This window comes from Mesorhizobium sp. M1403, assembly GCF_040317695.1.
In the GTDB taxonomy this organism is placed as follows: domain Bacteria; phylum Pseudomonadota; class Alphaproteobacteria; order Rhizobiales; family Rhizobiaceae; genus Mesorhizobium.
This window is the reverse complement of record NZ_JAMYKY010000002.1, coordinates 560292-582723: the sequence shown is the minus strand read 5'-3', so window position 1 is coordinate 582723 and position 22432 is coordinate 560292. Positions and strand designations below refer to the sequence as shown.

20 protein-coding genes and 1 pseudogene are annotated in these 22432 nt (G+C 60.5%); 12 read left to right on the top strand and 9 right to left on the bottom strand.

Annotation, left to right across the window (positions count from 1 at the left end):
- Nucleotides 1-102: 102 nt before the first annotated feature.
- Nucleotides 103-738 (bottom strand): GntR family transcriptional regulator, encoded by a 636-nt coding sequence (locus tag NKH01_RS07525; protein ID WP_502895979.1) that lies wholly within the window; start codon nucleotides 736-738, stop codon nucleotides 103-105.
- A 135-nt stretch (nucleotides 739-873) separates the two neighbouring features.
- Here NKH01_RS07525 and NKH01_RS07520 point away from each other — a divergent pair, with 135 nt between their 5' ends.
- Genes NKH01_RS07520 through NKH01_RS07510 form a run of 3 tightly spaced genes read left to right on the top strand, consistent with a single transcriptional unit; the run spans nucleotide 874 to nucleotide 2645 of the window.
- Entirely contained in the window at nucleotides 874-2013 is a 1140-nt protein-coding gene (locus NKH01_RS07520) for a mandelate racemase/muconate lactonizing enzyme family protein (protein ID WP_353019798.1), read from the top strand.
- On the top strand, nucleotides 2014-2178 hold the full coding sequence (locus NKH01_RS07515) for an AAA-associated domain-containing protein (protein ID WP_502912605.1): 165 nt from the start codon (nucleotides 2014-2016) through the stop codon (nucleotides 2176-2178). It begins immediately after the preceding gene.
- Nucleotides 2179-2213: 35 nt separating this feature from the next.
- Nucleotides 2214-2645 carry a hypothetical protein gene (locus NKH01_RS07510; protein ID WP_353019797.1) on the top strand — a complete coding sequence of 144 codons (432 nt, stop codon included), beginning with the start codon at nucleotides 2214-2216 and terminating at the stop codon, nucleotides 2643-2645.
- A 181-nt stretch (nucleotides 2646-2826) separates the two neighbouring features.
- Here NKH01_RS07510 and NKH01_RS07505 read toward each other — a convergent pair whose 3' ends face one another.
- Nucleotides 2827-4134, bottom strand: a complete 1308-nt coding sequence (locus NKH01_RS07505) for an NRAMP family divalent metal transporter (protein ID WP_353019796.1) — start codon at nucleotides 4132-4134, stop codon at nucleotides 2827-2829.
- A gap of 544 nt (nucleotides 4135-4678) precedes the next feature.
- On the opposite strand from NKH01_RS07505, the pseudogene NKH01_RS07500 reads away from it, so the two are divergent.
- A pseudogene (locus NKH01_RS07500) lies at nucleotides 4679-4817 on the top strand (zincin-like metallopeptidase domain-containing protein); the annotation flags it as partial.
- 361 nt (nucleotides 4818-5178) lie between these two features.
- Here the strand turns inward: NKH01_RS07500 and NKH01_RS07495 are convergent.
- From NKH01_RS07495 to NKH01_RS07470, 6 genes are all read right to left on the bottom strand, one after another.
- Nucleotides 5179-5928, bottom strand: a complete 750-nt coding sequence (locus NKH01_RS07495) for a ribonuclease activity regulator RraA (RefSeq protein ID WP_353019795.1) — start codon at nucleotides 5926-5928, stop codon at nucleotides 5179-5181.
- 22 nt (nucleotides 5929-5950) lie between these two features.
- Nucleotides 5951-7114, bottom strand: coding sequence for a mandelate racemase/muconate lactonizing enzyme family protein (locus NKH01_RS07490; RefSeq protein WP_353019793.1), 1164 nt, complete (start codon nucleotides 7112-7114; stop codon nucleotides 5951-5953).
- 33 nt (nucleotides 7115-7147) lie between these two features.
- A complete protein-coding gene (locus tag NKH01_RS07485; protein WP_353019792.1) occupies nucleotides 7148-8245 on the bottom strand; it encodes an ABC transporter ATP-binding protein in 1098 nt (365 codons plus the stop codon).
- Nucleotides 8246-8255: 10 nt separating this feature from the next.
- A complete protein-coding gene (locus tag NKH01_RS07480; RefSeq protein ID WP_353019791.1) occupies nucleotides 8256-9146 on the bottom strand; it encodes a carbohydrate ABC transporter permease in 891 nt (296 codons plus the stop codon).
- On the bottom strand, nucleotides 9143-10102 hold the full coding sequence (locus NKH01_RS07475; RefSeq protein WP_353019790.1) for a carbohydrate ABC transporter permease: 960 nt from the start codon (nucleotides 10100-10102) through the stop codon (nucleotides 9143-9145). Before NKH01_RS07475 ends, NKH01_RS07480 begins: the two co-directional genes overlap by 4 nt.
- A gap of 78 nt (nucleotides 10103-10180) precedes the next feature.
- Entirely contained in the window at nucleotides 10181-11659 is a 1479-nt protein-coding gene (locus NKH01_RS07470; RefSeq protein WP_353019788.1) for an ABC transporter substrate-binding protein, read from the bottom strand.
- 208 nt (nucleotides 11660-11867) lie between these two features.
- Between NKH01_RS07470 and NKH01_RS07465 the strand changes: the two genes are divergently transcribed.
- Genes NKH01_RS07465 through NKH01_RS07450 form a run of 4 tightly spaced genes read left to right on the top strand, consistent with a single transcriptional unit; the run spans nucleotide 11868 to nucleotide 16432 of the window.
- On the top strand, nucleotides 11868-12578 hold the full coding sequence (locus NKH01_RS07465) for a GntR family transcriptional regulator (RefSeq protein ID WP_023721827.1): 711 nt from the start codon (nucleotides 11868-11870) through the stop codon (nucleotides 12576-12578).
- Between the two features lie 55 nt (nucleotides 12579-12633).
- On the top strand, nucleotides 12634-13800 hold the full coding sequence (locus tag NKH01_RS07460) for a mandelate racemase/muconate lactonizing enzyme family protein (protein WP_023721828.1): 1167 nt from the start codon (nucleotides 12634-12636) through the stop codon (nucleotides 13798-13800).
- A gap of 52 nt (nucleotides 13801-13852) precedes the next feature.
- A complete protein-coding gene (locus NKH01_RS07455) occupies nucleotides 13853-15214 on the top strand; it encodes a mandelate racemase/muconate lactonizing enzyme family protein (protein WP_352958753.1) in 1362 nt (453 codons plus the stop codon).
- An 18-nt stretch (nucleotides 15215-15232) separates the two neighbouring features.
- Nucleotides 15233-16432: a mandelate racemase/muconate lactonizing enzyme family protein gene (locus NKH01_RS07450; RefSeq protein WP_023721831.1), complete on the top strand. Its 1200-nt coding sequence runs from the start codon at nucleotides 15233-15235 to the stop codon at nucleotides 16430-16432.
- Nucleotides 16433-16904: 472 nt separating this feature from the next.
- On the opposite strand, the gene NKH01_RS07445 is transcribed toward NKH01_RS07450, so the two are convergent.
- Nucleotides 16905-17555: a sulfocyanin-like copper-binding protein gene (locus NKH01_RS07445; RefSeq protein WP_353019787.1), complete on the bottom strand. Its 651-nt coding sequence runs from the start codon at nucleotides 17553-17555 to the stop codon at nucleotides 16905-16907.
- A gap of 1334 nt (nucleotides 17556-18889) precedes the next feature.
- On the opposite strand from NKH01_RS07445, the gene NKH01_RS07440 reads away from it, so the two are divergent.
- From NKH01_RS07440 to NKH01_RS07425, 4 genes are all read left to right on the top strand, one after another.
- Complete coding sequence (locus NKH01_RS07440; protein ID WP_031194868.1) at nucleotides 18890-19501, top strand: cupin domain-containing protein; 612 nt, start codon at nucleotides 18890-18892, stop codon at nucleotides 19499-19501.
- A 116-nt stretch (nucleotides 19502-19617) separates the two neighbouring features.
- On the top strand, nucleotides 19618-20556 hold the full coding sequence (locus NKH01_RS07435; RefSeq protein WP_352483917.1) for an ABC transporter substrate-binding protein: 939 nt from the start codon (nucleotides 19618-19620) through the stop codon (nucleotides 20554-20556).
- A gap of 74 nt (nucleotides 20557-20630) precedes the next feature.
- The gene (locus tag NKH01_RS07430) at nucleotides 20631-21428 is read left to right on the top strand and encodes an ATP-binding cassette domain-containing protein (RefSeq protein ID WP_023721835.1); all 798 of its coding nucleotides are present in this window, start codon (nucleotides 20631-20633) and stop codon (nucleotides 21426-21428) included.
- Nucleotides 21425-22429, top strand: coding sequence for an ABC transporter permease (locus tag NKH01_RS07425; protein ID WP_352483919.1), 1005 nt, complete (start codon nucleotides 21425-21427; stop codon nucleotides 22427-22429). The genes NKH01_RS07430 and NKH01_RS07425 overlap by 4 nt, the downstream gene beginning before the upstream one ends.
- The last annotated feature ends 3 nt before the right edge of the window (nucleotides 22430-22432 follow it).

The window sequence follows — 22432 nt, the reverse complement described above, 5'->3', positions numbered from 1 at the left end:
CCTCCAAGATATCAGATCAGCAGACTGATCGATCAGTTGGAGTGTTGGGTAACATCATTTCCCAAGCCGTGCAACCGCGCCGGAGAGGCAAGCAACGACGTGTCAGACCAGACCAAGGTTCCGCTGCATGGCCGCCTGGAAATGGGACTGCAGCTTTGCTTCGGCAGCGTCGGCATTCCTGGTGCTGCAAGCCTCAAGGATGTCGAGGTGTTCCTTGAGCGTCCGGATCATGATCGGCGAGGTGAGTTTGCTGTCCAGCCGCAACAGACGTAGATAATTGTGCATGCGCCGATAGGTGCTATCGATCAAGGGATTGCGCAGCGCGCCGATGATTGCGCCATGCAGCTCTCCCTCCAGCGCATCCATCTCCTCCAGTTGCTCCTTTCCCACACCCTCCCGTTCGATGCGCCGGACCAGCCGAGAGTGCCGCATTTCCAGGGCATTCATGACGGCTTCATCGCCCTGCTCGGCAAAGACGCGAATTGCCGAACGCTCTATGATGGCGCGGAATTGGTAGGTGGCGCGCGTGAGCTCCATGCCAGGTTTTATGAACTGGATTCCGGAGCGTGGATGGATGGTGAGAATTCCTTCCGCTTCGAGCTTGCGCAGAGCGTCACGAAGCGGAGCGACGGGCACGTCAACAATCGCGGACAGTTCGCTCTGCGAAACGAATGCCCCGACCGGAACGCGCCTGTCGAACAAGCGTTCCAGAATTCGTTCGTAGGCAACATCGCTCATACGGGTGGCCGCCACCAGGGTATGAGAGATGGCTTTTGCTTTGCCCACCACTTGCGGCACCTCCATTGATTCGGTACTGAGACATCTTAGCTGATAGATCAGTGCGTTATACTAAACGATCAGAAAGCCCCTGTGATGAGCCTTTCGCATTTTCGTATAACCCGATTTCAGTTCGCCCGCGACCGGGTAATCGGGGACAGTCAGGTTCGAGCCGACGATGTAAACGTCGCTGCGCTGGAACTCGTTTCGAAAAGTGGTGAAGTGGGACTGGGCTTCATCCAGACGCTCTTCAATCCCCTGCCCGACCAGACTGAGATTGAGACCGTTTTCGAAAACGAGGTTTGGCCGGGGCTGAAAGGACATAAGGCGATCGCGCTGGTTCATCGTGTGAACCGCCCGCGCGGTGGCAATCAGCGGGCGTACTCCCTGCCTTTTCATGAAGCGATCCAGGTGGCGCTTTGGGATCTTGCGGCAAAGGAAGCTGGCCTACCCCTTCACGTGCTGCTCGGCAGTCGTCGCAACCGTGTGAAAGCCTACGCCAGTGGCCTCGATTTTCACCTCGACGATGATGCTTTCGTTTCCTTGTTTTCCCACGCGGCATCGCTTGGCTATTCCGCTTTCAAGATCAAGGTCGGCCACCCGGATTTCGGTCGCGATCTGCGGCGCCTGGAGCTGTTGAAAGCCTGCGTGCCGGCAGGCTCGGAAATCATGATCGACCCGAACGAGGCGTGGACCTCGAAGGAAGCGCTAATGAAATTGGCGGCGATCCGCGATGCCGGTCACGATCTTCTCTGGGTCGAGGATCCAATCCTGCGTCACGACCACCAAGGATTGAGAATGCTCAGGCAAGCAATGACATGGACTCAGATCAACAGCGGCGAGTATCTGGATCTTCAAGGCAAACGGCTTCTTCTGGAAGCCCACGCAGCCGACATCCTGAATGTCCACGGTCAAGTCACCGATGTTATGCACATTGGTTGGCTGGCCGCCGAGCTCGGCATCCCGGTCAGCATCGGCAACACCTTTCTGGAGATCGGCGTGCACATGGCGGTCGCGCTTCCGGAAGTCGAATGGCTGGAATATTCGTTTCAGAACTTCGATCATCTGGTGGAACAGCCCATCGAAATCCGGGACGGCTACGCCTATGCGCCCGATCGACCTGGCCATGGATTGGTACTGTCCGAAAACGCGCGCGGCGAATGGATGAGACCAAGGCGCCTGGTACGGTCGGAACTGGGTACCGCGCCAGAAAATGCACGCCTCCCTGGCAAGTGAGTGAATGACCGAGCCAGCTTGCGAGTTGGCGATGCATGGCGCAATTCACGCCACCTCGAAGACCACATGTCCGAAGAACGTGCCGAGGACACGATGCGCGCGATCATCTCCTGGGGGCGCTACGCGGAGCAGTCGAAGCAATTCAACCTCGAGAACCCGGCGTGAGCGAGTTCGCATGGCTATCTTCTCAGGAACATTCCATGATTTCGATCGAACAGGCTGCAATTAATCTGGGCATCGTCCTGCCGCGCGGGTCCGGGATCGGGTTCCTCGGTGCTGGAATTATGTTTTTCAAGGAGGAACTGAACGTGTGCGACCTCAATACTGCGCCGACCGCTGGTCTTCCGCCGCGTTCGGCGTCCTCGCCGACGCCCGCCGGACGCTCCTCGCCGCGGTCGTGGCTGGTCAACCGAGTTCGAACCCAGTTTCTCGTCCGTGTGGTCTGCCGCAATCCCGACGTCGGCATCGGTCATCTGAGCCTTCGGCGCCCCGACAGCCCCGATCTGAAGAGCACCGCGCGTGTCGAGGTAACGGCCAGCAATCGGCGACAACCCGCAACCGATGCCGCGCTTGAAGCCGTTGTGGGACGGCTCGGCTCTCGAGCCTGCGGTTTCGGCAGCGCGATAGTCTAGGGCGTCGAGACCTTGATAGAGTGTCGAAGATAGCTTCCGGCCCTGGTTTGCACCGCCATACGAACTGCCGCGGGCTAATCATTTGCAGACTTACCAGACACATGAAGACCAGGTCAGTCATCGAAGGGCTCGAATCGAGATTGTCCCGACTGTCAACGAGCGGTAACTGATCGATTGACTGTCACATGAACCAGCTCATGAGCATTCCGACCATGCACATCGCCATAGCGATCGTTGAGGCCCATCCCAGCCAGCGCAGCCAGCCCTTGACGGTGAAGTCGCCCATGACCTTTGGCTGGGCTGTCATTATCATCATGACTGTCATGACCGGAACGGCGACGACGCCGTTGACGACGGCTGTCCAATACAGCGCCTTGATCGGATCGATTGGACTAAACGTGATCGCTGCTCCGAGCCCCGTGGCCGCGGCAAGAGTGCAGTAAAACGCCACAGCCTCCTTAGGTCTGCGCGACAACCCCACGGGCCATCGTCTCGCCTCGCCAATGGCGTAAGCCGCCGCGCCGGCCAGGATCGGTACCGCCAGCAACCCTGTCCCGACGATGCCGAAAGCGAAGATAGCAAAGGCAAAATCGCCGACGATCGGCCGCAGCGCCTCGGCCGCCTGAGCGGATGTCTCGACGTCGGTGATGCCGGCTTTATTCAAGGTCGCCGCGGTCGCGAAGATGATCGCCAGCGCGATGACGTTGGAGAATGCCATGCCTATGAGAGTGTCGGCGCGAATTCGCGAGAACGCGTCGACCGCCTGACGTGGAGCCCTCAACAATGATTTTCTGTGATGATTTGCGTGGACCTCTTCGGCCTCCTCTGACGCCTGCCAGAAGAAGAGATAGGGCGAAATCGTCGTGCCGAAGATGGCGAGAAGCGTAGTGAAGAACTCGTTGCTCCAGACAATTCGCGGGACCAGCACGCCACCCAGTGCTTCGGCCCAGGGAACTTGCACAGCAAACACGACAGCGACATACGAGAACAGGCTCAACGTCATCCATTTCAAGATGAGCGCGTAGCGATCGTAGTTCACGAAAACGATTCCAATTACGCAAATGGCTGCGAACAGGACGACATAGAGAACGGTCGGGCCGCCGATTAAAAACTTTGTCGCATCGGCCATGGCGCTGAGATCGGCGCCGATGTTGATGGTATTTGCGATGAACAGAAGAGTTACGATGGACTGTAGAAGCCAATTCGGATAGTGGCGGCACAGATTGCCTGCGATGCCGTGGCCGGTAGTCCTTCCGATGCGCGCACTGATTTCCTGAATCGCGACCATCAGAGGATAGGTCAGCAGCATCGTCCATCCAATCCCGAACCCGAGCTGGGCCCCCGCCTGGCTATAGGTGCCGATCCCGGATGGATCATCGTCCGACGCGCCAGTGATGAGGCCCGGCCCCAATCTGCCGAGGAGCGTCTTCTTCACGGGAGAGACAGAAGAAGTCGGTTGATTTTTCTTGGAAGCCGTCAGCTCATCCATTGCGTCCGATCCACAGAGCAAAGCCAGCGGCGCCCGTGGCTGCCAACACCTGTCCGATATGGATCAGTAGGGCGGTTCGGCCAAAGTACCTCTGAAGCAGAAGTGACACGACGGTGGCGCCTAAAGAGATCGCCAAAGGAACGCCGACCGTTTGTGTCCTGCGGATCATGACACTGTCCCTTAGAGTGGACTGATAACTTCTTAGAAGGGTTAAGGTTCCTGGATCTGCTGCTGCCAATGGGAAGCACAACTTCATCGTCTGGGGAGTGCCATATCGATCGCCGGCATTCATCTCACGCAGTGGCTCTAGAAGCACCGTATCGACCAACCGGCCACCGGGCGGTTCTCGCTTACGCCGAACCGGCTTGAGCAACTAGTCGGTAAGCTCTCCGCTGACTTCGTTGACCATACCGCCAGGCTGCGCCCTGCAACCCGATCAACTTGCAGGATATCTGTCTCATGGCGCCACGGCCGGCACGAATCCAGCAATTCCGGTTGGCACGGTGTGGTTTCACCGCGTGAGACAGCTTGACTGTTCAGACAAGTTGCCGAAATCAGCGCAGGCTTCTCCTGCGCCGCCCTGGGTATCGTCCCGACAGTCCGGCACGCCGATTACATGCCTCTTGCGGGAAGACAATCGCGCCATCGTTCGCGCCGCCAGCCGGGCCAGCAAGGCTGCTGACACCGTGCCATACGGCATTATTTCACTCCTCGTGACAGTCGGACCGCGCGCGAAATTGACCGCGCTGGTTCGAATCTCAGCAGGCCATGTTACGGGGTGATTTCGGGATTCGGGCCCGGCTGAAACAAACCGGCGGTTGGCCCGATGTCAAGCGGCGCGCCGATGCTGCCGAACACCCGGTGCTACGTCAGCTTCTAGGCGCTGATGATGCTTCCGGTTCGCCGTTGGAGTGCCGCTTGGTGTAACGCTTGGTGCCCGCACGAGATGGCGGGAGCCGGACCGTCTCGATCCTTCAGTGCAGTGCAGTGGGCGCCAGACGACGAAACTCGACTCCCCGGCCCCGCCACGAGGTAATCCACGCGCTAACTCGGGTTCTCCAAGCGATTTGCTTTGCGCCACTCCTCGTACTCCCCGCGGGCATCGTCATGCAGCGGATAGTAGCGTTGCAACGGGCCGCCCTCCATGAGCTTCACTCGCGAAAACTCCTCCCAATCGTGATGCTTCTGTGATTCTTCGATCACCTTCGGGGCCATCACGACGGGAAGCACCACCACGCCGTCGTCGTCAGCGACGATGATGTCGCCGGGGATCACCGTGACACCGCCGCAGGCAATCGGAACGTTGACGGCATTGGGATAGATGCTGGTCTGCACGTGATAGTTTGGCGTCCAGCCGCGCAGCCATAGGGGCAGATCGAGCTTTTCGACATTGGGCCGGTCGCGCATGCACCCGTCGATGACGATACCCGCCCCGCCCCTGCCTTTGAAATACGTCGACATCATATCGCCGAAGACGCCCGAGCTCATGTCGCCGCGCGCGTCGACCACGACCACATCGCCCTCCTGCGCGTGATAGAGCACGTGCCGGTGCAGTTGCGTCTCCGGATCGGCATATTCTCCCTCGGTGAAGAGGTCCGGCCGCTGCGGCAGGAACTGCAGCGTCAATGCCGGCCCGACGATCGACTTCCCATGGTTTTGCGCCACCGGACCGACCATGTGCGGATTGCGGAAGCCCATGTGGCCAAGCGTGCCGGCAACCGTCGCGGCGCCGATCTCCCTCAGCGCGTCGATCAGGTCTTTAGGCGGCCGCGTGATGTCGGAAGTATGCGTCATTGTCGACTCCGGATGAATGGAACTACCAGTTCGTAACAGAACCATCGCGGCGCTTAAGGTGAGGCGCTTCCCAGAAACGCAAACTCTGCGCCTGGACCGCCACTTCGTTGACCTCGACGCCGAGCCCCGGCAGATCGCCGACCGGGTAATCGGTCCCGTCGAGCCGTGGTTGCACGGGGAAGAAGTCGGAACTGTCGAAGCCCAGCTTTGTTTCGGGCGCCCTGGTCTCGAGCCACGCGAAGTTGGGTACTGCGGCGGCGAGATGCACGGTAGCGGCCGTGCACACTGGACCAAGCGGATTGTGCGGCATCAGGTCCACATAGTGCGCCTCGCTCCAGCCAGCGATTTTCATTGCCTCGGTGAGCCCGCCGACGTTGCAAACATCGAGCCGGTTGAACTGGTGGATGCCGCGCTCGATGTAGGGCAGGAACTGCCACTTGCTGGCAAATTCCTCGCCGATGGCAAAGGGGATGTCGGTCATCGTGCGCAGCGATTCATAGGCCTCCGGCGTCTCGTCCCGTATTGGCTCCTCGAGGAAATCAAGCACGCCGCGGCCGAGCTTGTTGCAGAAGCTCGCCGCCTCTGCCACCGACAGCCGATGGTGATAGTCGATGCCGAGAACGGCGTCGTCGCCCAGCGCCTCGCGCGCCTTGTTCAGCATACCCGCGGTAGCGCCGATGGACTCGCGCGGCTCGAAGATGTCCTTGCTGTTTTGCCCGAAGGGGAAGAAGCGGATCGCCTGCCACCCCTGTGCGCGAAGTTCGCGGGCCCGTTCGATGGCAACATCGCCCTCGGCCTCGTCGCCGGTCGAGGCGAAGGTGGGGACGCGGTCGCGCTGCTTGCCGCCCAGCAGCTCGTAGACGGGCACCCGCAGAGCCTTGCCCTTGATGTCGTGAAGGGCGATGTCGATGGCGGAAATCGCCGCCTGCAGGACTCGCCCGCCTTCGAAGTACTGGCTGCGGTAAACCTCCTGCCAGATCCGCCCGATCTGCATCGGGTCGCGACCGATGAGAAACTCGCGATAGTGCTCGACCGCGCCGGCCACGGCCCTCTCGCGACCGCTCAAGCCGCTCTCGCCCCAGCCGAAGATGCCCTGGTTGGTCTCGACCTTGACGAGCATCTGGTTGCGCGTTCCTACCCAAACCGGATAGGGCTTGATCGCGGTGATCTTAAGCTTCTCAGTCATCCACGCCCACGTTCCACACGCATCGGCCCTATCTCAGTTGGCTTTGAGGGCCATTTCAGTTTCGCCGTCGAACAGATGCATCCGCTCCTGGTCGAACTCGAGCCAGATCTGCTCGTCGGGCGAGACGGCAATGTTCGGCGGCACGCTGACGTTGACGATGGCGCCGGACAGGAACGCCTGCACGAAGGTGACGTCTCCGGTCGGTTCCACGGTGTAGGCCTTGGCCGGAATGGAACCGGGGACCGCGCTCTTGTGGAGCTTGATCGTCGAGTGACGTGCGCCGAGCACGACTTTCTTGGTCGTCGCTCTCACGACCTTCTGGGCATTGCGCGGCGAGAGCTCAAGGCGCCAGCCCTCGGCGCCGGTCAACACCGTGTTGCCGTTTGCCGTCGATGCCTCCAGCGGAATAAGGCTCATCGCCGGGCTGCCGATGAAGCTGGCGACGAACATGTTCACCGGATGGGCAAAGACCTGCGCCGGTGAATCGTATTGCTGCAGGTAGCCGCCATTCATCACCGCCATCTTGTCAGCCATGGTCACGGCTTCGAGTTGGTCGTGCGTCACATAGATGATCGTCGCCTTGAGGTCCTGGTGGAAGCGCTTGATCTCCGACCGCATCTGCACGCGCAGTTTGGCATCGAGGTTAGACAGTGGCTCGTCCATGAGGAACACCGCAGGGTCGCGGACGAGGGCACGGCCAAGGGCCACGCGCTGCTGCTGCCCGCCCGAAAGTTCGCGCGGCTTGCGCTCGAGCAGATGCGTCATGTCGAGCACTCGCGCCGCTTCCTTGACCTTCTTGTCGATCTCGCCCCTAGGGAGTTTGCGCATCTGAAGCGGGAACGCCAGGTTCTTGTAGACCGATTTCTGCGGGTAGAGCGCGTAGTTCTGGAACACCATTGCGATATCCCGGTCCTTGGGGTCGAGGTCGTTGACCACCCGCTCGCCGATGATGATGTCGCCCGATGTGATCGGGGTCAGCCCGGCGACGAGATTGAGCGTGGTTGTCTTGCCGCAGCCTGAAGGGCCGACGAGCGCAACGAACTCGCCGTCATTGACCGTCAGCGAGACGTGGTTGACAGCTTTGAAGCCGCCATAGCTCTTGACGAGATCTTGGAGGACCACGTGGGCCATCGGCAACTCCCTAGTGCTTGACCGCGCCTTCTGTAAGGGCGCGTACAAAGTATCGTTGCAGGACCAGGAACAGCACCACGACGGGCACGCTCATCATGAAGCTGGCCGCCATCAGGCCCGGAAAGTCCGTCGTATTTTCCGAGAAGAAGCGCTGGATGCCAACCGGCAGGGTCAACTGCTCGTTCTTGGAGAGGAAGGTGTAGGCGTAGATGTATTCGTTCCAGGCGCCGATGAAGGAATAGATTGCGGTGGCGATGATCCCCGGCGTCGAGAGCGGCATCACGATCATGATAAAGGCCTGGAACCGTGTGGCGCCATCGATGCGCGCCGCCTGCTCAAGCTGCACCGGGATGTTGTCATAAAAGCCCTTGAGCAGCCAGATCGCCAGCGGCAGGCCGAAGGTGAGATAGGTGAGTATCAGCGAGCCGTGCGTGTTCACCAGCCCGATCGCGCGCATCAGGATGAAGAGTGGCACGAGAAAGATCACCGCCGGGAACATATTGCGCAGCAGCACGGCAAAGAACAGGAAATTCCGGCCGGGGAAACTGAAGCGCGAAAACGCGTAGGCCGCAGGGACAGCCACGATCACCGAAAGGATTGTCGTGACGGTCGACACGAAAAGGCTGTTCCAGAAGAAGCGGAGGAAATCCTGGCCGACGCTGTTCTGCGGATCGAGCAGCTTCTGGTAACTGGCGAGGGTAGGCTCGTCCGGCCACCATTGCGGCGGGAATTGCGTCGCCGCGAATCCGGACTTGATCGAGGTGATCAGCATCCAGATCATCGGCAACGCAGTATAAAGCAGCATGAACACGAGGAATATGCGCCCGGCCCACCGCCAACCGTCGACGCGCATGCGGCGACGGGTCTGGGCTCGAGAGGCTGTCTCGGCAATCGTGCTCATGCGCTGCCCTCTTTCCGCTCGTTGCCGCTTAGCGCACGGACGTAGAAGTAGCCCAGTGTCATCAGTGTGAGGAACAGGAGCACCGAATAGGCCGATGCCACGCCCCAGCGCTGCCGTCCGAAGGCGAGCTCATAAATGTGGGTTATCCAGATATGCGATGCGTTCGACGGCCCGCCGCCGGTCATGATCCAGGGGATGATGAAGGAATTGAAGTTGGCTACTGCGAGCAGCAGCATCGTCACCACCGAGACGTTGCGCAAGTGCGGGAAGGTGACGTGCCAAAAGCGCTGCCATGCACTGGCACCGTCGACTTTTGCGGCGCGCAGCAATTGGTCGGGGACTGTCTGCAGGCCGGCCATCATCATGATCATGGCAAACGGAAACTCGCGCCAGATATTGACGACGATCAGGGACGGCAGCACCGTGCTGACATTGTCGATGAAATTCGGCGGCCGGTCGGCCAATCCGAGGCCGACCAGCACCGCGCCGATGATCCCGAAGTCCGAATGGTAGATCCACTTCCAGATATAGGAGGCGGCGACGGCGCTGATGACCCAAGGGATGATCAGGATAGCGCGCAAGACACCACGGCCGATGAAGTCGCGGTGGAGCGCCAGCGCCGTTGCAAACCCCAGGACAAAGGAGATGAAAGTGGACCCCAGCGTCCAGATCAGTGTGTTCCAGGTGACCTTCCAGAACACCTGACTGGTGAGGATCGTCGTGTAGTTGTCGAAGCCGACGAAGGTCTTGTCGCGGAGCTGCAGACCAGGCGGTGTCTTAAAGAACGACAGCTCGACCGTGTAGTAGATCGGATAGGCGATGACGATGAGCATCACGGCGATCGCCGGGAGCACATACGCGTAGTCCGCGCGATGCTCCCAGATCTTCCGCAGCGTGCCGGCTGTACCGGGTTGCAATCTTCGGCGAGCCTCGGCCTTGCCGGTCACGATCGTCACTTGTGGCGTGCCCTTATTCTTCGGAACGAGGCGGCTGCGCCAGCGGCGCAGCCGGTCAGGTCGTAGGTCAGGCTTGGACTAGAGTCCGCCCATCACGTCTTTTACCTTCTTGGCCGCGTCGTCCGCTGCCTCGTCGACGGTCATCGCTCCGGTCAGGGCATTCTGCAGCATGTCCGGGATGATAATGTTCATGATCTCGGGGGCCTGCGGCAGCGCTGGGAACGGAATGCCGTATGGCAGCATCGAGGTCGTGACATCGAGGAACTTGATGTTGTCCAGACGTTCCTTCATCCACTTGGTTTTGAAGCCGTTAAGGTTGCCTGGGTTTGATCCGGCGTAGGCCATCTTCAGCGACCATTCAGGGCTCGTCCACATGCAGATGATAGCCTTTGCAGCAGGCTCGTCTACCTTGCCGCCCTCGACATATTCGGGCTTCAGGATGTGAATGTTCGAGCCGCCGAACACGACGGCGCGCTTGCCGTCGGGGCCAGTTGGAATCAGGCCGTAGCGCATGTTGTCGATGACCGTCTGCGCCTTGTCCTTGTCGGTGCCCGTCGCCTTTTTCTGCAGGTCGAGCATGACGTTGTAATCGGACGGGTGCGAGATCATCATGCCGAGCTGGCCGGCGACGAACAGGGGCTGGTTATCGGCCTGCTGGTTGGTGAGCGCCGAAACCGGAACCGACTTGTCGCGAACATACATGTCGTAGGAGGCTTGCAGCGCCGCCTTGCTCTGGGGACTATCGAGCTGGACCTGCTCATAGGTCGGATTCGCGGTGGCTTCGTCGAAGACGCCGCCGCCATAGGCCCACAGCTGTGGCATGAAACGGTACGGCGTATTGCCGGCATTCTTGCGCGCCACGAGGCCGTAGCCGGCAATGCCGAGCTTGTCGTGGATCTGCTTGGAATATTTGACGACGTCTTCCCAGGTTGCCGGAGCCTTGTCCGGATCAAGGCCCGCACGCTTGAAGATGTCGGCGTTCCAGATGAACGCCATCGTCTCGTTGTTGGTCGGAATGCCGTAGGTCACGCCCTCCCAGGTCACGGCCTTCATGGCGCCGGGCCAGAAATCCTCGGTCGAATACCCCACATCCTCTGGCTTGAGCGGCGCCAGATAGCCCTTTGAGGCGAACTCGGTACCACCCAGGATTTGCAGGCGGACCGCCATCGGCGCGGCATTGCCCAGGAGCGCCGTGCGGAACTTGTCGAGAAGGTCGTTATAGGTGAGGGCTTGTTCCTCGAGCTGGATGTTCGGATAGGTTTTGCGGAAGGTCTCGAAGAAATCCTTGTAGTACTGGCGCAGGAGGTCGGGGTCGCCCTCGAACACGCCCTGATACCAGAAAGTCAGTCGCCCCTTGTAGTCGAGCGGGGTGACCTTGGCGCAATCGGCCGCCGTGTCAAAATCCTGTGTGCCGGCGATGGAGCGCACATATTCCGGCGACCACTTGCTGAGGTCGACCGGTGCCGCAGCCAGCGCCGATGTGGGCATCAGGGATGCCATCAAAGCAGTGACGACAGTGCCGCGCAGGATCGCACTGCCGAGCGTAATCCTCGTCATAGGTATCCTCCCTGGTTCTCCCATGCCGCCCTGCGCCAAGGCAAAGCGGTCCTTGCTCGTTTCGATCGCGAGAATGCTCAATGTATCCTCTCAATCCCTTGGTACGTTTTCAGATCATGGATTGCCTGTCAACGCGCAGGATCGTACATTGTTTGCGAAAGCCGTGTGTGATATCGGGCAAGGTATGTATTAAGTTGGGGAGCCGGCCTTGGCCGAAATAAGCGATTTCAAAGCTATGCCACCTGTGGGCACTGATCCCATCGGGGCCTCCAGCGAGGGCGCCTCGCTTTATGAATTGATCAGGGAAGACATCATCGAGGGACGGCTCGCCGCCAACGAACGGCTTGTAGTCACCGATCTCGCCCGGCGTCACGGCACCTCGACCAATCCTGTGCGCGAGGCCCTGCAGCTGTTGCGCGGCGAAGGCTTTGTCATCTTTGTCGCCAACCGCGGGGCGCGCGTCCGACCCATAGATCAGGATTTTGTCCGGGATATCTATGAGATCGGTGTTCTGATCGAGCCAGCCCTGACACGATGGTTTGTGAATATGGCTACTGGCGAGGACATCGCCGAACTCGAACGTCTCCAAGGCCTGATTGAAGAGAACAACTTCGCCGACACATTCAGGCACAGTGAGCTGGACACCGCTTTCCACACCGTGATGTACCAGCGGCACTATAACCGCCACGCCGCCGAGCTTTGGTGGAAGCATCGCGAAGTGCTGCGAGCCGTGAGCCGTCGTTTCAACTTCACGCTGGCGCGACGTGCCGCGATCATGCGCGAGCACCGCGAACTCATCGCGCTCGTAAAGGCGGGAGAGGCCGACAAGGCGGCCGAACTCGTCTCCCGCCATGTCGAGGGCTCGGGCCGGCATATTCTCGAACAGATGCGTGCGCGCAACGCCGCTCGGGCCGGATAGAATATCCAGTCCAGAACATCGTTAGGCTGACCATTTTCAGACAAAGGTAGTTGCGATGAAAATCACGAGCATTCGGCCGTGGCTGATCAAGTCCGATGCTTCTTATTGGGGAGAGTTCCTGTTCGTCGAAGTGACGACCGACGAGGGAGTGAGTGGCTGGGGAGAGATCACCACCACCACAAGGCTCGCCAACCGCGCTCTCTGCACGATCCTGCGGCAGATCGGTGTCGCCGTGACAGGCGAGGATCCAGCGCGTATCGAGCATCTCTGGCACAAGATCTTCCGCAGCTTCACCTACATGGGCAGCCGCGGCGCCGCCGTCGAATGCGTGAGCGCCATCGATATTGCCCTCTGGGACATCCGGGGCAAAGTCCTTGGTAAGCCGATTTACGAGCTGCTGGGCGGACCAGTACGCGATGAAATCGCGCTCTACACCCATCCCAACCAAGCCAAATTCACGAGCAAGGAAGCCGTGGTCCGCGAAATTCTAGACATTGTCGAGTCCGGACACACTGCGCTTAAGTTCGATCCTTACCCGCACCAGGGTCGCAGCGCCGATGGTCTGCCTCGCGAACAGCGGGACGGCTACCTCGATGGCAGCATGACCCGCAAGGACGAGCGCGAAGCCGCCGAACTCACGGCTCTGATCCGTGAAACGGCGGGACCCGATGTCGACATTCTCATCGATGCCCATGGCCGCTTCGACGTTCCCACCGCCATTCGCCTCTGTCGGAGCCTCGAGGAAGCCGGTCAGATCGACTGGTTTGAGGAGCCCTGCCCGCCCGAGAGCCTTAACGCCCTCAAGCAGGTGCGTGAGAAGGTCAATACCGCCATCTCGTGGGGCGAGCGCGGCCACACGAAGTGGGATTTCGTGCCGGTACTTGAGAACAAGCTCGCCGACTACATCATGCCCGACGTCACCTGGACCGGCGGCATTACCGAACTCAAGAAAATTTCTGCCCTATGCGAAGCCTACTACGTCCCGGTCTCGCCACATGACGCCGCGGGACCGATCAATGTGGTTGCGGGAGCACAGGTGATGATGACCGTCCCCAACTTCTACAAACTCGAAACGTCGGAGTGGAACCTGGGCAAATACGATCACCTGATCGACAGACCACTCGACATTTCGAACGGCAGCCTCAAGCTGACGTCGAAGCCTGGTCTCGGTATTGAGATGGACCGCGACTATCTGCAGGCCCACGAGATTGAGCTGGGCTAGCAACACTCTATGCCCAGGGTGCGGGACGACAAGCCGAAAACGAGGATAAGTCATGGCAAAGACAGGTGGCGCCGACGAGGCGCTCAATCGGGTGAACGCAAACTCCAGGCCATCTCAGCTTCGCATCACCGACATGCGGGTAGCCGAAATCGTCGGCGCGCCGTTCACCTCAACCCTGCTCAAGATTTACACCAATCAGGGCATCGTCGGACTTGGCGAAGTGCGCGATGGCGCCAGCGCCACCTACGCGCTGATGCTGAAGAGCCGGCTGCTTGGCGAGAACCCTTGCGACATCGACCGCCTGTTTCGCCGGATCAAGCAGTTCGGTGGGCACGGCCGGCAAGGCGGCGGCGTCTCGGCGGTCGAAATCGCGTTGTGGGATCTCGCCGGCAAGGCCTATGGCGTGCCCATCTATCAGATGCTTGGCGGCCGGTTTCGGGAGAAGGTGCGCCTCTATTGCGATACCGATGCGACCGTGCCGAGCGGCACCGAGACCGGCAAGCGCCTCAAGCAGCGCATGGCGCTTGGCTTCACCTTCCTCAAGATGGATCTGGGGCTGATGCAGATCGCGGATGTACCCGGTGCGGTCGTATCCCCTGCCGGCTCACTTGAAGGGTACCGCGTCCACCCCGGCCGCGGCCCGGTCAAGACCACGGAGGAGCGGCGCGCCCGCAATGCCGCGTATGATTTGCATAATGTCCCCCACCCGTTTACTGGCCTCCACTTTTCCGACAAGGGCCTCGACCTGCTTGAGCAGTACATTGCCGAGGTTCGCGAAATTATCGGCATGGATGTTCCGCTCGCCATCGACCATGTCGGCCACATCTCACTGCAGAACGGTATTCGCCTCGCGAGGCGGATTGAAAAATACGTGCCAGCCTGGCTCGAGGATGTGATCCCATGGCAGTACACCGAGCAGTACCGACAACTGCAGGCCGCCACCACGGTGCCGATCTGCACCGGCGAGGACATCTACCTTAAGGAGGGCTTCGAGCCTCTGCTCAAGAGCGGCGGCCTCTCCGTTATCCACCCAGACCTGCTCACCAGCGGGGGCATTCTGGAGACCAAGAAGATCGGCGACATGGCACAGGATCACGGCGTCGCCATGGCCATCCATATGGCCGAAAGTCCTATCGCCGCAATGGCCGCGGCACATGTCGCGACCGCGACCGAAAACTTCATGGCGCTCGAATACCACTCTGCCGACGTCGACTGGTGGGACGATATCGTCGCCGGCGTTTCCAAGCCGCTCGTGAAGGACGGCTTTATCACTGTTCCGGACAAACCTGGCCTGGGGATTGACGACGTCGTCGACGAGGTGATCTCGCAGCATCTGCAGCCGGGTGTCACCGGCATCTGGCAGCCCACGGATCACTGGGACGACGAGTATTCCTGGGACCGCACCTGGAGCTGAGGCGAAAAACAACCGAACATGAAGATCACCGACCTCCGCTGCGCCGTCATCGGCAGGCATCCCATCGTCCGCATCGTCACCGACGAGGGCCTCTATGGCCTGGGCGAAGTCGAGTTCACCAAGACCTATCTCAAGCCCTGGGTCCTGCATTTCCGCGAGGCGCTGATCGGCGAGGACCCGACCGACGTCGAGCGGGTGATGCTGAAGATCCGCCAACGCGGCTCTTTCAAGCCCTATGGCGCCGCGGTAAGCGCTATCGAGCATGCGCTGTGGGACATTGCCGGCAAGGCCGCAGGCGTGCCGGCCTACAAACTGCTCGGCGGCAAGGTGCGCGACAAGGTGCGCGTCTATAACGGCTCGATCCGCCAGAAACGCACGGGCGACCGGCCGGAGGATTACGCCGCTGACGTCAAATGGATGATGGAGCAGCCGCAGAACTTCTTCATGATCAAGCAGGGAATCTCGTTCCACTCCGACATGAAGGACACCATCGAGGGCTTTCACTACGGCGTGACGCAGAAGAAGGCCGGCTATCACGGCGCCATGGATCAGGGCGTGATCAGCGAGCGCGGTTTCAACCACATGCTCGACTGCGTGATCGCGATGAAGGAAGTGCTGGGCGACAAGGTCAGCCTGGCGCTCGACTGCGGCCCGGGCTGGATGCTGCCCGATGCGATCAAATTCGCTCGCGCGGTCGAGAAGTACAATTTGATGTGGCTCGAGGACATGCTGACCGGCGACTATGTGCCGTGGGTCAATCCGCAGGCCTATCGGGAGCTGACCACCTCCACCTCGACGCCAATTCATACCGGCGAGCAGATCTACCTGCGGCACAATTTCAAGGAGCTGATCGAAACGCAGGCGGTGCGCGTCATCGGCCCCGATCCGGCCGATATTGGCGGCATTGCCGAGCTCAAATGGGTCGCCGAGCACGCCTATATGCACTCGATCCTGATGGCACCGCACGGCACCGCGAACGGCCTTCTCGGCCTCGGCGCGCTGATCAATGTCTGCGCCACCCTGCCCGCCAACTATATCGCGTTCGAATACCCGAGCGCCTCCGACCCCTGGTGGGAGGATCTCGTAATCGGCCTGCCGTCGCAGATCGTGAAGGACAGCATGGTGGAGCTGCTGGAAGCGCCGGGGCTGGGCCTCGATATCGACGCCGAAGCAGCCAGGAAGTATCTCGGGGAAGAGGATGCAGGCTTCTTCGACTGAACCATCCTTCTTGCGCCACCCAGCACCACGCGGACCGCTTCACGCAATCTGTCATCCGGAATGACCGTTTCGGGGCCGGAAGCAGATTGTCGGCTACGGGAGAATCCGCCCGACTCCTTCCGACAGGCGAAAGTTCGCTCTGGAAAGCACCGCGGGTGTCTTGAAATGGCACGACCGAGCCGGCGGGCGCATCGGCTCGGACTATACGCGTGGGAGCGCTCTACGTCTCGATCGGGCGGAAAGGTCGCACACGGGAGCGGCCTAGTAGGCTCATCTGCGCCAACAGGCGACTTGTGGATCAAGCTTTGGAAGGCGGCTCCACAAGCCGATGCTTCGACACTACGGCCCAAATTAGCCCTCGCCGATGCTCCGGCTGCGCCAAAGGCTTGTTTGGATGCCTCAGCTTGGACCTGGTGGCTTGGCAACCAGGGGCAGTTCTAGACCGGTCGGGGCGCGGCCAGACTTTCGAGTTTCAAGATAAGCCGCCACGGATTTGCAATGATCTCCACGACGAAGCCATAGCGCTGGTTGCTCGCGCAACCCTATGGGCGTCCTGGGGCTGCTCCTGCGGAAACTTGTCTTCATGGACGATTGCCACGGCCCGCACAAGATTGCCTCTCACCTCGAAACCGATCCAGTGTCCGTCCATCAGGTGTGTTTGTCTCGGACAGGCGAGGAAATAGTTCCCCGCCTGCTGGGCAACAAAGTTGAGTTGTCTCTTCTCATTAATTTTAATCCCCTCTAGCGGAGCGGTGTACGCCCCCCAAATCGCATCCTCAGCCTCCAACTTCACTGGCATGTCCGACCGAGCATAGACCCTGGTCACCATCAGACCGTGCCTGAAATTCGAAGAGCCATTGATGAACTCGATCTGTACCGACCATTCTTCTGGCACGATGATCGTGAGATTGCCGTCCCAGTAGCCGTTGAAGTCGATAATGTCGGTCCGGATGTTGTCCCTGCGGTACCGCTCGACTTGGTTCCAATCGGCGACAATCTCTATAGCCACCGTCTTGGCTGCCGGATCGTTTTTGATCCAGCTCGGGACGAAAGGCTCCCCAGCCAGCGCAATTCCAGGCAACAATCCAAAGGCGAGAAGGGCAAGGTGGGCAAAGCGCGCCATCGCAATCAGAGGCTCCTCCCGAGCGGAGCGGCCAAGCTTAAGCGACCGTAATCGAAATCGACTAGGCCTATCCCTCAACGAAGAGAATACCCCCAAAACAAGATCCACACCAGCAAACCCCCTTTTGGCGGAACGGAACAAAACTCGCCGTCGCCGGAGGCGCCCCCAAGCGAACGCCCCACCTCGCACAGGCCGATGTCTGCCGCCGAAAAGCGAAGGAGGGTAAGGTTATCCCGCCAGGCTGATCGCCGCTCGGCAAAGGTCTCCTTCGGGCCGGAAAGCGGACAGATGCTTTTCTAACCCGGAGCGACACGAGCAGACCTTTTGTCCGGCGCAAGTGTCGTCCTGACGTGACCCAATGCGGCCTTCAGTTGCGAGCGTCGCTCGCTGGAGCTGCGTCAGTCGGTCGGGGGCCAATGGTATTTTCAATGGAACGCTAATATATATGGAAAACCGAACGAGCAGCGCCTGCCAGATACTTGAGGAATGCCATGCGAAGGCTCATCTTCACGGCTATGTGTATCGCCGCCGCAACAGCCGCTAACGCCCATGATTGGTACGAAGACAAGATTGACCCACAGACCAAATTCAAGTGCTGCGGTGGTTCTGATTGCCGCGCCGTACCTCGGTCTTCGGTGCGGTCCAGGGTAGACGGTGGGTATACTTATTTGCCGCATAATTTCACCATCCCACGGGACCGTGTGCAGCAATCCCCGGACGGGCAATACCATATCTGCGAAAATAAATATGTCGTAACCAATCAGCTGTATTGGCGTTGCTTCTTCGCACCTCGTGTCGATGTGTCTATACTTCTAAAGCATTAACCGCGCGTCGCTTCCGCGATTCACATCCGCAAGGTGCTAGTCCATTAATTCTGTTGGACTTTCTTCAAAATTGTCGAAGCTCAGGCGGTGCGCGACTGCCTCAGGGATTTCATTGAGTACATCGCCGCTACCGAGAGCAACTCCATGGGGCGCTGCCGCGGGTGACTTCCGGCGGACTCCGCAAATTCGGTGACAGTCCAGATTTTATCGTGTCGGCATGGCCGTGGTTGTGTAGATTGGCTGTGTGGCCCGCCTTGCCCGTATTGTCCAAGTCCACTCGCCACGAGACGCAACGCGGTAACGGCTGGCGATTTCGACCACGATGGACAGCCAAGCGATAGGGGTAACTGGCGCGGGATCATCAGCACGGTTCATGCGAGAGCAGCATTCGCCAGAGGCCGGAGCTACGGCTGCAGTCTCGAATTTGACGCATCAGCACTTGCAAATCGTCGGCCGAGGTCTTTTGCTCGCGCGATAGTTGCCCTTGACCGTTGAATGGTTGGCGAACAGATGAATAAAATCGATCGACGGCGGCCAGAGTCGGAAACGGACGCCACCGTAAATGCCGCGAGACTTGGAACTCGACTGCGCCTCGCCCGCCAGACACGCGGCATGACGCTGAAGAGCCTGGCCGCGGCTGCGAATTGCTCGGAAAGCCTGCTGTCCAAGATCGAGAACGGCAAGGCTTCGCCGTCTCTGCCCATGCTTCACCGTCTGGTCGAGGTTCTCGACACCAACATCGGCTGGATGTTCGAGCAAGTCGATGACGACGAGGCGATCGTATTCCGGGCGGGCGCAAGGCCTTTGATTGCGCTCGACGCGCTACGGCGTGGCGAGGGCATTTCGCTCGAACGCATCATTCCGTATTCGCCTGGCCACCTCTTACAATGCAACATCCATCACATCGAGGCAGACGGCGAGAGCGAAGGCCCGATTCAGCACGCCGGCGAGGAAGTCGGCTACGTGCTCGCCGGCCGGATCGAGTTGATCGTCGACGGCAAGCGACATGCTCTCGCCACCGGCGATGCCTTCGTTTTCAGGTCGGAGCTGCCGCATCATTACCGCAATATCGGCAAGGAACGCGCCAGCATTTTCTGGGTCAACACGCCGGCGACTTTCTGAGCAACGCTCTGCGTTCATTTGGATTGACAAATATTCAAGTCTCTTGAATGCTTGCCTCGTGCCTGTAGCACCAACGGGAACCAGCCGGTCTGGTCCGCAAGCAAGGGGAACCGAAAATGCGTCTGTTCAAACTTCTCGCCGGCTGTGCCGCCGCCATTGCCATGGGCTCGGCAGCCATGGGATCGGCGCTTGCCGATACGTTCGCACTCGTCAACATCAACCAGCAGGCCCTGTTCTTCAACCAGATCAACGAGGGCGCGCAGAAGGCAGCCGACGCCGCCGGCGCCAAGCTGGTCATTTTCAACGCCAACAATGTGCCGAGCGCGCAGAACGACGCGATCGAGAACTACATCACGCAGAAAGTCGACGGCATCATTCTGGTCGCCATCGACGTCAACGGCGTCAAGCCCGCGATTACTGCGGCCAAGGCGGCCGGCATTCCCGTCATCGCCATCGACGCGCAGATCCCCGACGGCGACAACGTTTCGTTCATAGGTGTGGACAACACCAAGGCCGGCGAGGACATCGGCAAATTCTACGCCGACTATGTGAAGACCGAGATGGGCGGCAAGGCCAAGATCGGCATCGTCGGCGCACTCAATTCATTCATCCAGAACCAGCGGCTCGACGGGTTCAAGAAGGCGGTGACCGAAAGCGGCCAGGCCGTCACCTTCCTGGACACGGTCGACGGCCAGAACGTTCAGGAGACGGCGTTGAGCGCTTCGGAAAACCTGATGACCGCCAATCCGGACATGAACTCGCTCTATGCAACCGGCGAACCCGCCTTGCTCGGCGCCGTTTCGGCTGTGACCAGCCAGGGCCGCACCGGCGACGTCAAGGTGTTCGGCTGGGATCTGACCAAGCAGGCCGTTCAGGGCATCGACGACGGCTGGGTGGTGGCGGTCGTGCAGCAGGATCCGGCAGGCGAAGGCAAGGCCGCGGTCGAAGCGTTGGGCAAGCTCAAGAAGGGCGAGAAAATCGACCCGATCATCAATATCCCGGTGACGATCGTGACCAAGAAGAATGTCGACCAATACCGCGCGATGTTCAAGTAAACTGCGTCGGCGACCGAGCCGCGGCGCCGCCTGAAGCTGCGCCGCGGATACCTGGCAATCGCGTGGAATCCCAGATGAGCAGTGGCCAGACCTATCGGGTGCGGATGAGCGGCATCTCAAAGCGTTACAACGCCATCCAGACGCTCGATGATGTGTCGCTGACGCTGAAGCCGGGCGAGGTGCTGGGGCTGGTCGGCGACAATGGCGCCGGCAAGTCGACATTGAGCAAGGTGCTGTCGGGGGCTGTGGTTCCCGACGCCGGCACCATCGAGATCGACGGCAAGCCGGTGATCTTCAGCTCGCCGGCGGACGCACGTGCGGCGCGCGTCGAGATGGTCTACCAGGACCTGTCGCTCTGCGACACGGTCGATGTCGCCGGCAATCTGTTTCTCGGCCGCGAGCCGCGCCGCCGCATCGCCGGCATTTCCTTTCTCGACAAGAAGCGCATGCACGACGAGACGCGCCAGATGCTCGATCGGCTCGGTATCGTCATTGCCGACACGCGGCTCAAGGTCGAAAACCTCTCCGGCGGGCAGCGCCAGTCGATCGCCATCGGCCGCGCCGCCTCGTTCGAGCCGGCCGTGCTGATCATGGACGAGCCGACGGCAGCGCTTGCGGTGGCCGAGGTCGAGGCGGTGCTCGAACTGATCCGCGCGGTCAGCGCGCGCGGTGTCAGCGTCATTTTGATCACCCACCGGCTGCAGGACCTGTTCCTCGTCTGCGACCGCATCCAGGTCATGTATGAAGGGCGCAATGTCGCCGAGCGGCTGATCGGCGAGACCAATATCGAGGACGTGGTCAATCTGATCGTCGGCCGCAAATTCAGTGCGCGTTCCGCCACCAACGGCTATCGCGGTGGAGCGCCGGCATGAGCGATGCGATCCACGCTGCCCAGCCCTCACGAGTGCGCAAGGGCACCTGGCGCGATGCGCTGCTCGCCAATGGCAGTGTCGTCTCGATCGCGCTGTTCTTTCTGGTCGTCTGCATCATCTTCTCGGTGGCGACCGACGCCTTTCTGACGTCGCCTAATCTGTTGAACATCCTGCGGCAGTCGGCGCCGCTGCTGATCGTCGCCGCGGCAATGACTTTCGTCATCACCACTGGCGGCATCGATCTTTCGGTCGGCTCGGTACTGGCGCTGGTGGCAACGCTGTCGGCGACGCTCTTGCAGTTCGGCCTGCCATGGTCAGTCGTTATCCTCGCCATGTTGGCGCTCGGTGCCCTGCTTGGCGCGGTGCAAGGCTATTTCGTCGCCTATGAGGGCATCCCGTCCTTCATCGTCACGCTTGCCGGGCTTTCGGTGATCCGTGGCGTGGCGCTGCTGATCACCGGCGGCTATTCGATCCCGATCGAGCCCGGAAGCGCTTTCACCGTGCTGGGCCGTGCCTGGTTCCTTGGCGTGCCGGTGCCGGCGCTGATCGCGCTGGCGATCCTGGCCATCGCCTATCTCGCCTTCAACGAGACGCCGTTCGGCCGCTATGTCACCGGCATCGGTGCCAACGCTGAGGCGGTGCGGCGCGCCGGCGTCAACACGCGGCAGACGACGCTCTTCGTCTATGTGATTTCCGCCACCGCGGCAGCCCTTGCCGGGATCATCATTGCTGCCCGGCTTGGATCGGGATCTTCGAATGCCGGACAGGGTTTCGAGCTGGAAGTCATCGCCGCCGTCGTGCTCGGCGGCACCAGCCTGTTCGGCGGCCGCGGAACGATCATTGGCACGGTGCTCGGCGCGCTGACCGTGGCCGTCATCGGCAACGGCCTGATCCTGGCGCATCTGTCGCCTTTCCTGACGCCGATTGTCACCGGAACGATCATCCTGGTCGCCATCTGGCTGAACTTCCGCCTGTTCCGCGGCGCCGTGCGGAGCCGTTGAGCC

Coding starts and splice junctions, on each gene's coding strand:
- NKH01_RS07470 (WP_353019788.1), bottom strand. CDS start 11,659: ATGACGAGGATTACGCTCGGCAGTGCGATCCTGCGCGGCACTGTCGTC.
- NKH01_RS07440 (WP_031194868.1), top strand. CDS start 18,890: ATGAATAAAATCGATCGACGGCGGCCAGAGTCGGAAACGGACGCCACC.
- NKH01_RS07480 (WP_353019791.1), bottom strand. CDS start 9,146: ATGAGCACGATTGCCGAGACAGCCTCTCGAGCCCAGACCCGTCGCCGC.
- NKH01_RS07435 (WP_352483917.1), top strand. CDS start 19,618: ATGCGTCTGTTCAAACTTCTCGCCGGCTGTGCCGCCGCCATTGCCATG.
- NKH01_RS07460 (WP_023721828.1), top strand. CDS start 12,634: ATGAAAATCACGAGCATTCGGCCGTGGCTGATCAAGTCCGATGCTTCT.
- NKH01_RS07450 (WP_023721831.1), top strand. CDS start 15,233: ATGAAGATCACCGACCTCCGCTGCGCCGTCATCGGCAGGCATCCCATC.
- NKH01_RS07520 (WP_353019798.1), top strand. CDS start 874: ATGAGCCTTTCGCATTTTCGTATAACCCGATTTCAGTTCGCCCGCGAC.
- NKH01_RS07510 (WP_353019797.1), top strand. CDS start 2,214: ATGATTTCGATCGAACAGGCTGCAATTAATCTGGGCATCGTCCTGCCG.
- NKH01_RS07425 (WP_352483919.1), top strand. CDS start 21,425: ATGAGCGATGCGATCCACGCTGCCCAGCCCTCACGAGTGCGCAAGGGC.
- NKH01_RS07455 (WP_352958753.1), top strand. CDS start 13,853: ATGGCAAAGACAGGTGGCGCCGACGAGGCGCTCAATCGGGTGAACGCA.
- NKH01_RS07445 (WP_353019787.1), bottom strand. CDS start 17,555: ATGGCGCGCTTTGCCCACCTTGCCCTTCTCGCCTTTGGATTGTTGCCT.
- NKH01_RS07495 (WP_353019795.1), bottom strand. CDS start 5,928: ATGACGCATACTTCCGACATCACGCGGCCGCCTAAAGACCTGATCGAC.
- NKH01_RS07490 (WP_353019793.1), bottom strand. CDS start 7,114: ATGACTGAGAAGCTTAAGATCACCGCGATCAAGCCCTATCCGGTTTGG.
- NKH01_RS07430 (WP_023721835.1), top strand. CDS start 20,631: ATGAGCAGTGGCCAGACCTATCGGGTGCGGATGAGCGGCATCTCAAAG.
- NKH01_RS07525 (WP_502895979.1), bottom strand. CDS start 738: ATGAGCGATGTTGCCTACGAACGAATTCTGGAACGCTTGTTCGACAGG.
- NKH01_RS07505 (WP_353019796.1), bottom strand. CDS start 4,134: ATGGATGAGCTGACGGCTTCCAAGAAAAATCAACCGACTTCTTCTGTC.
- NKH01_RS07485 (WP_353019792.1), bottom strand. CDS start 8,245: ATGGCCCACGTGGTCCTCCAAGATCTCGTCAAGAGCTATGGCGGCTTC.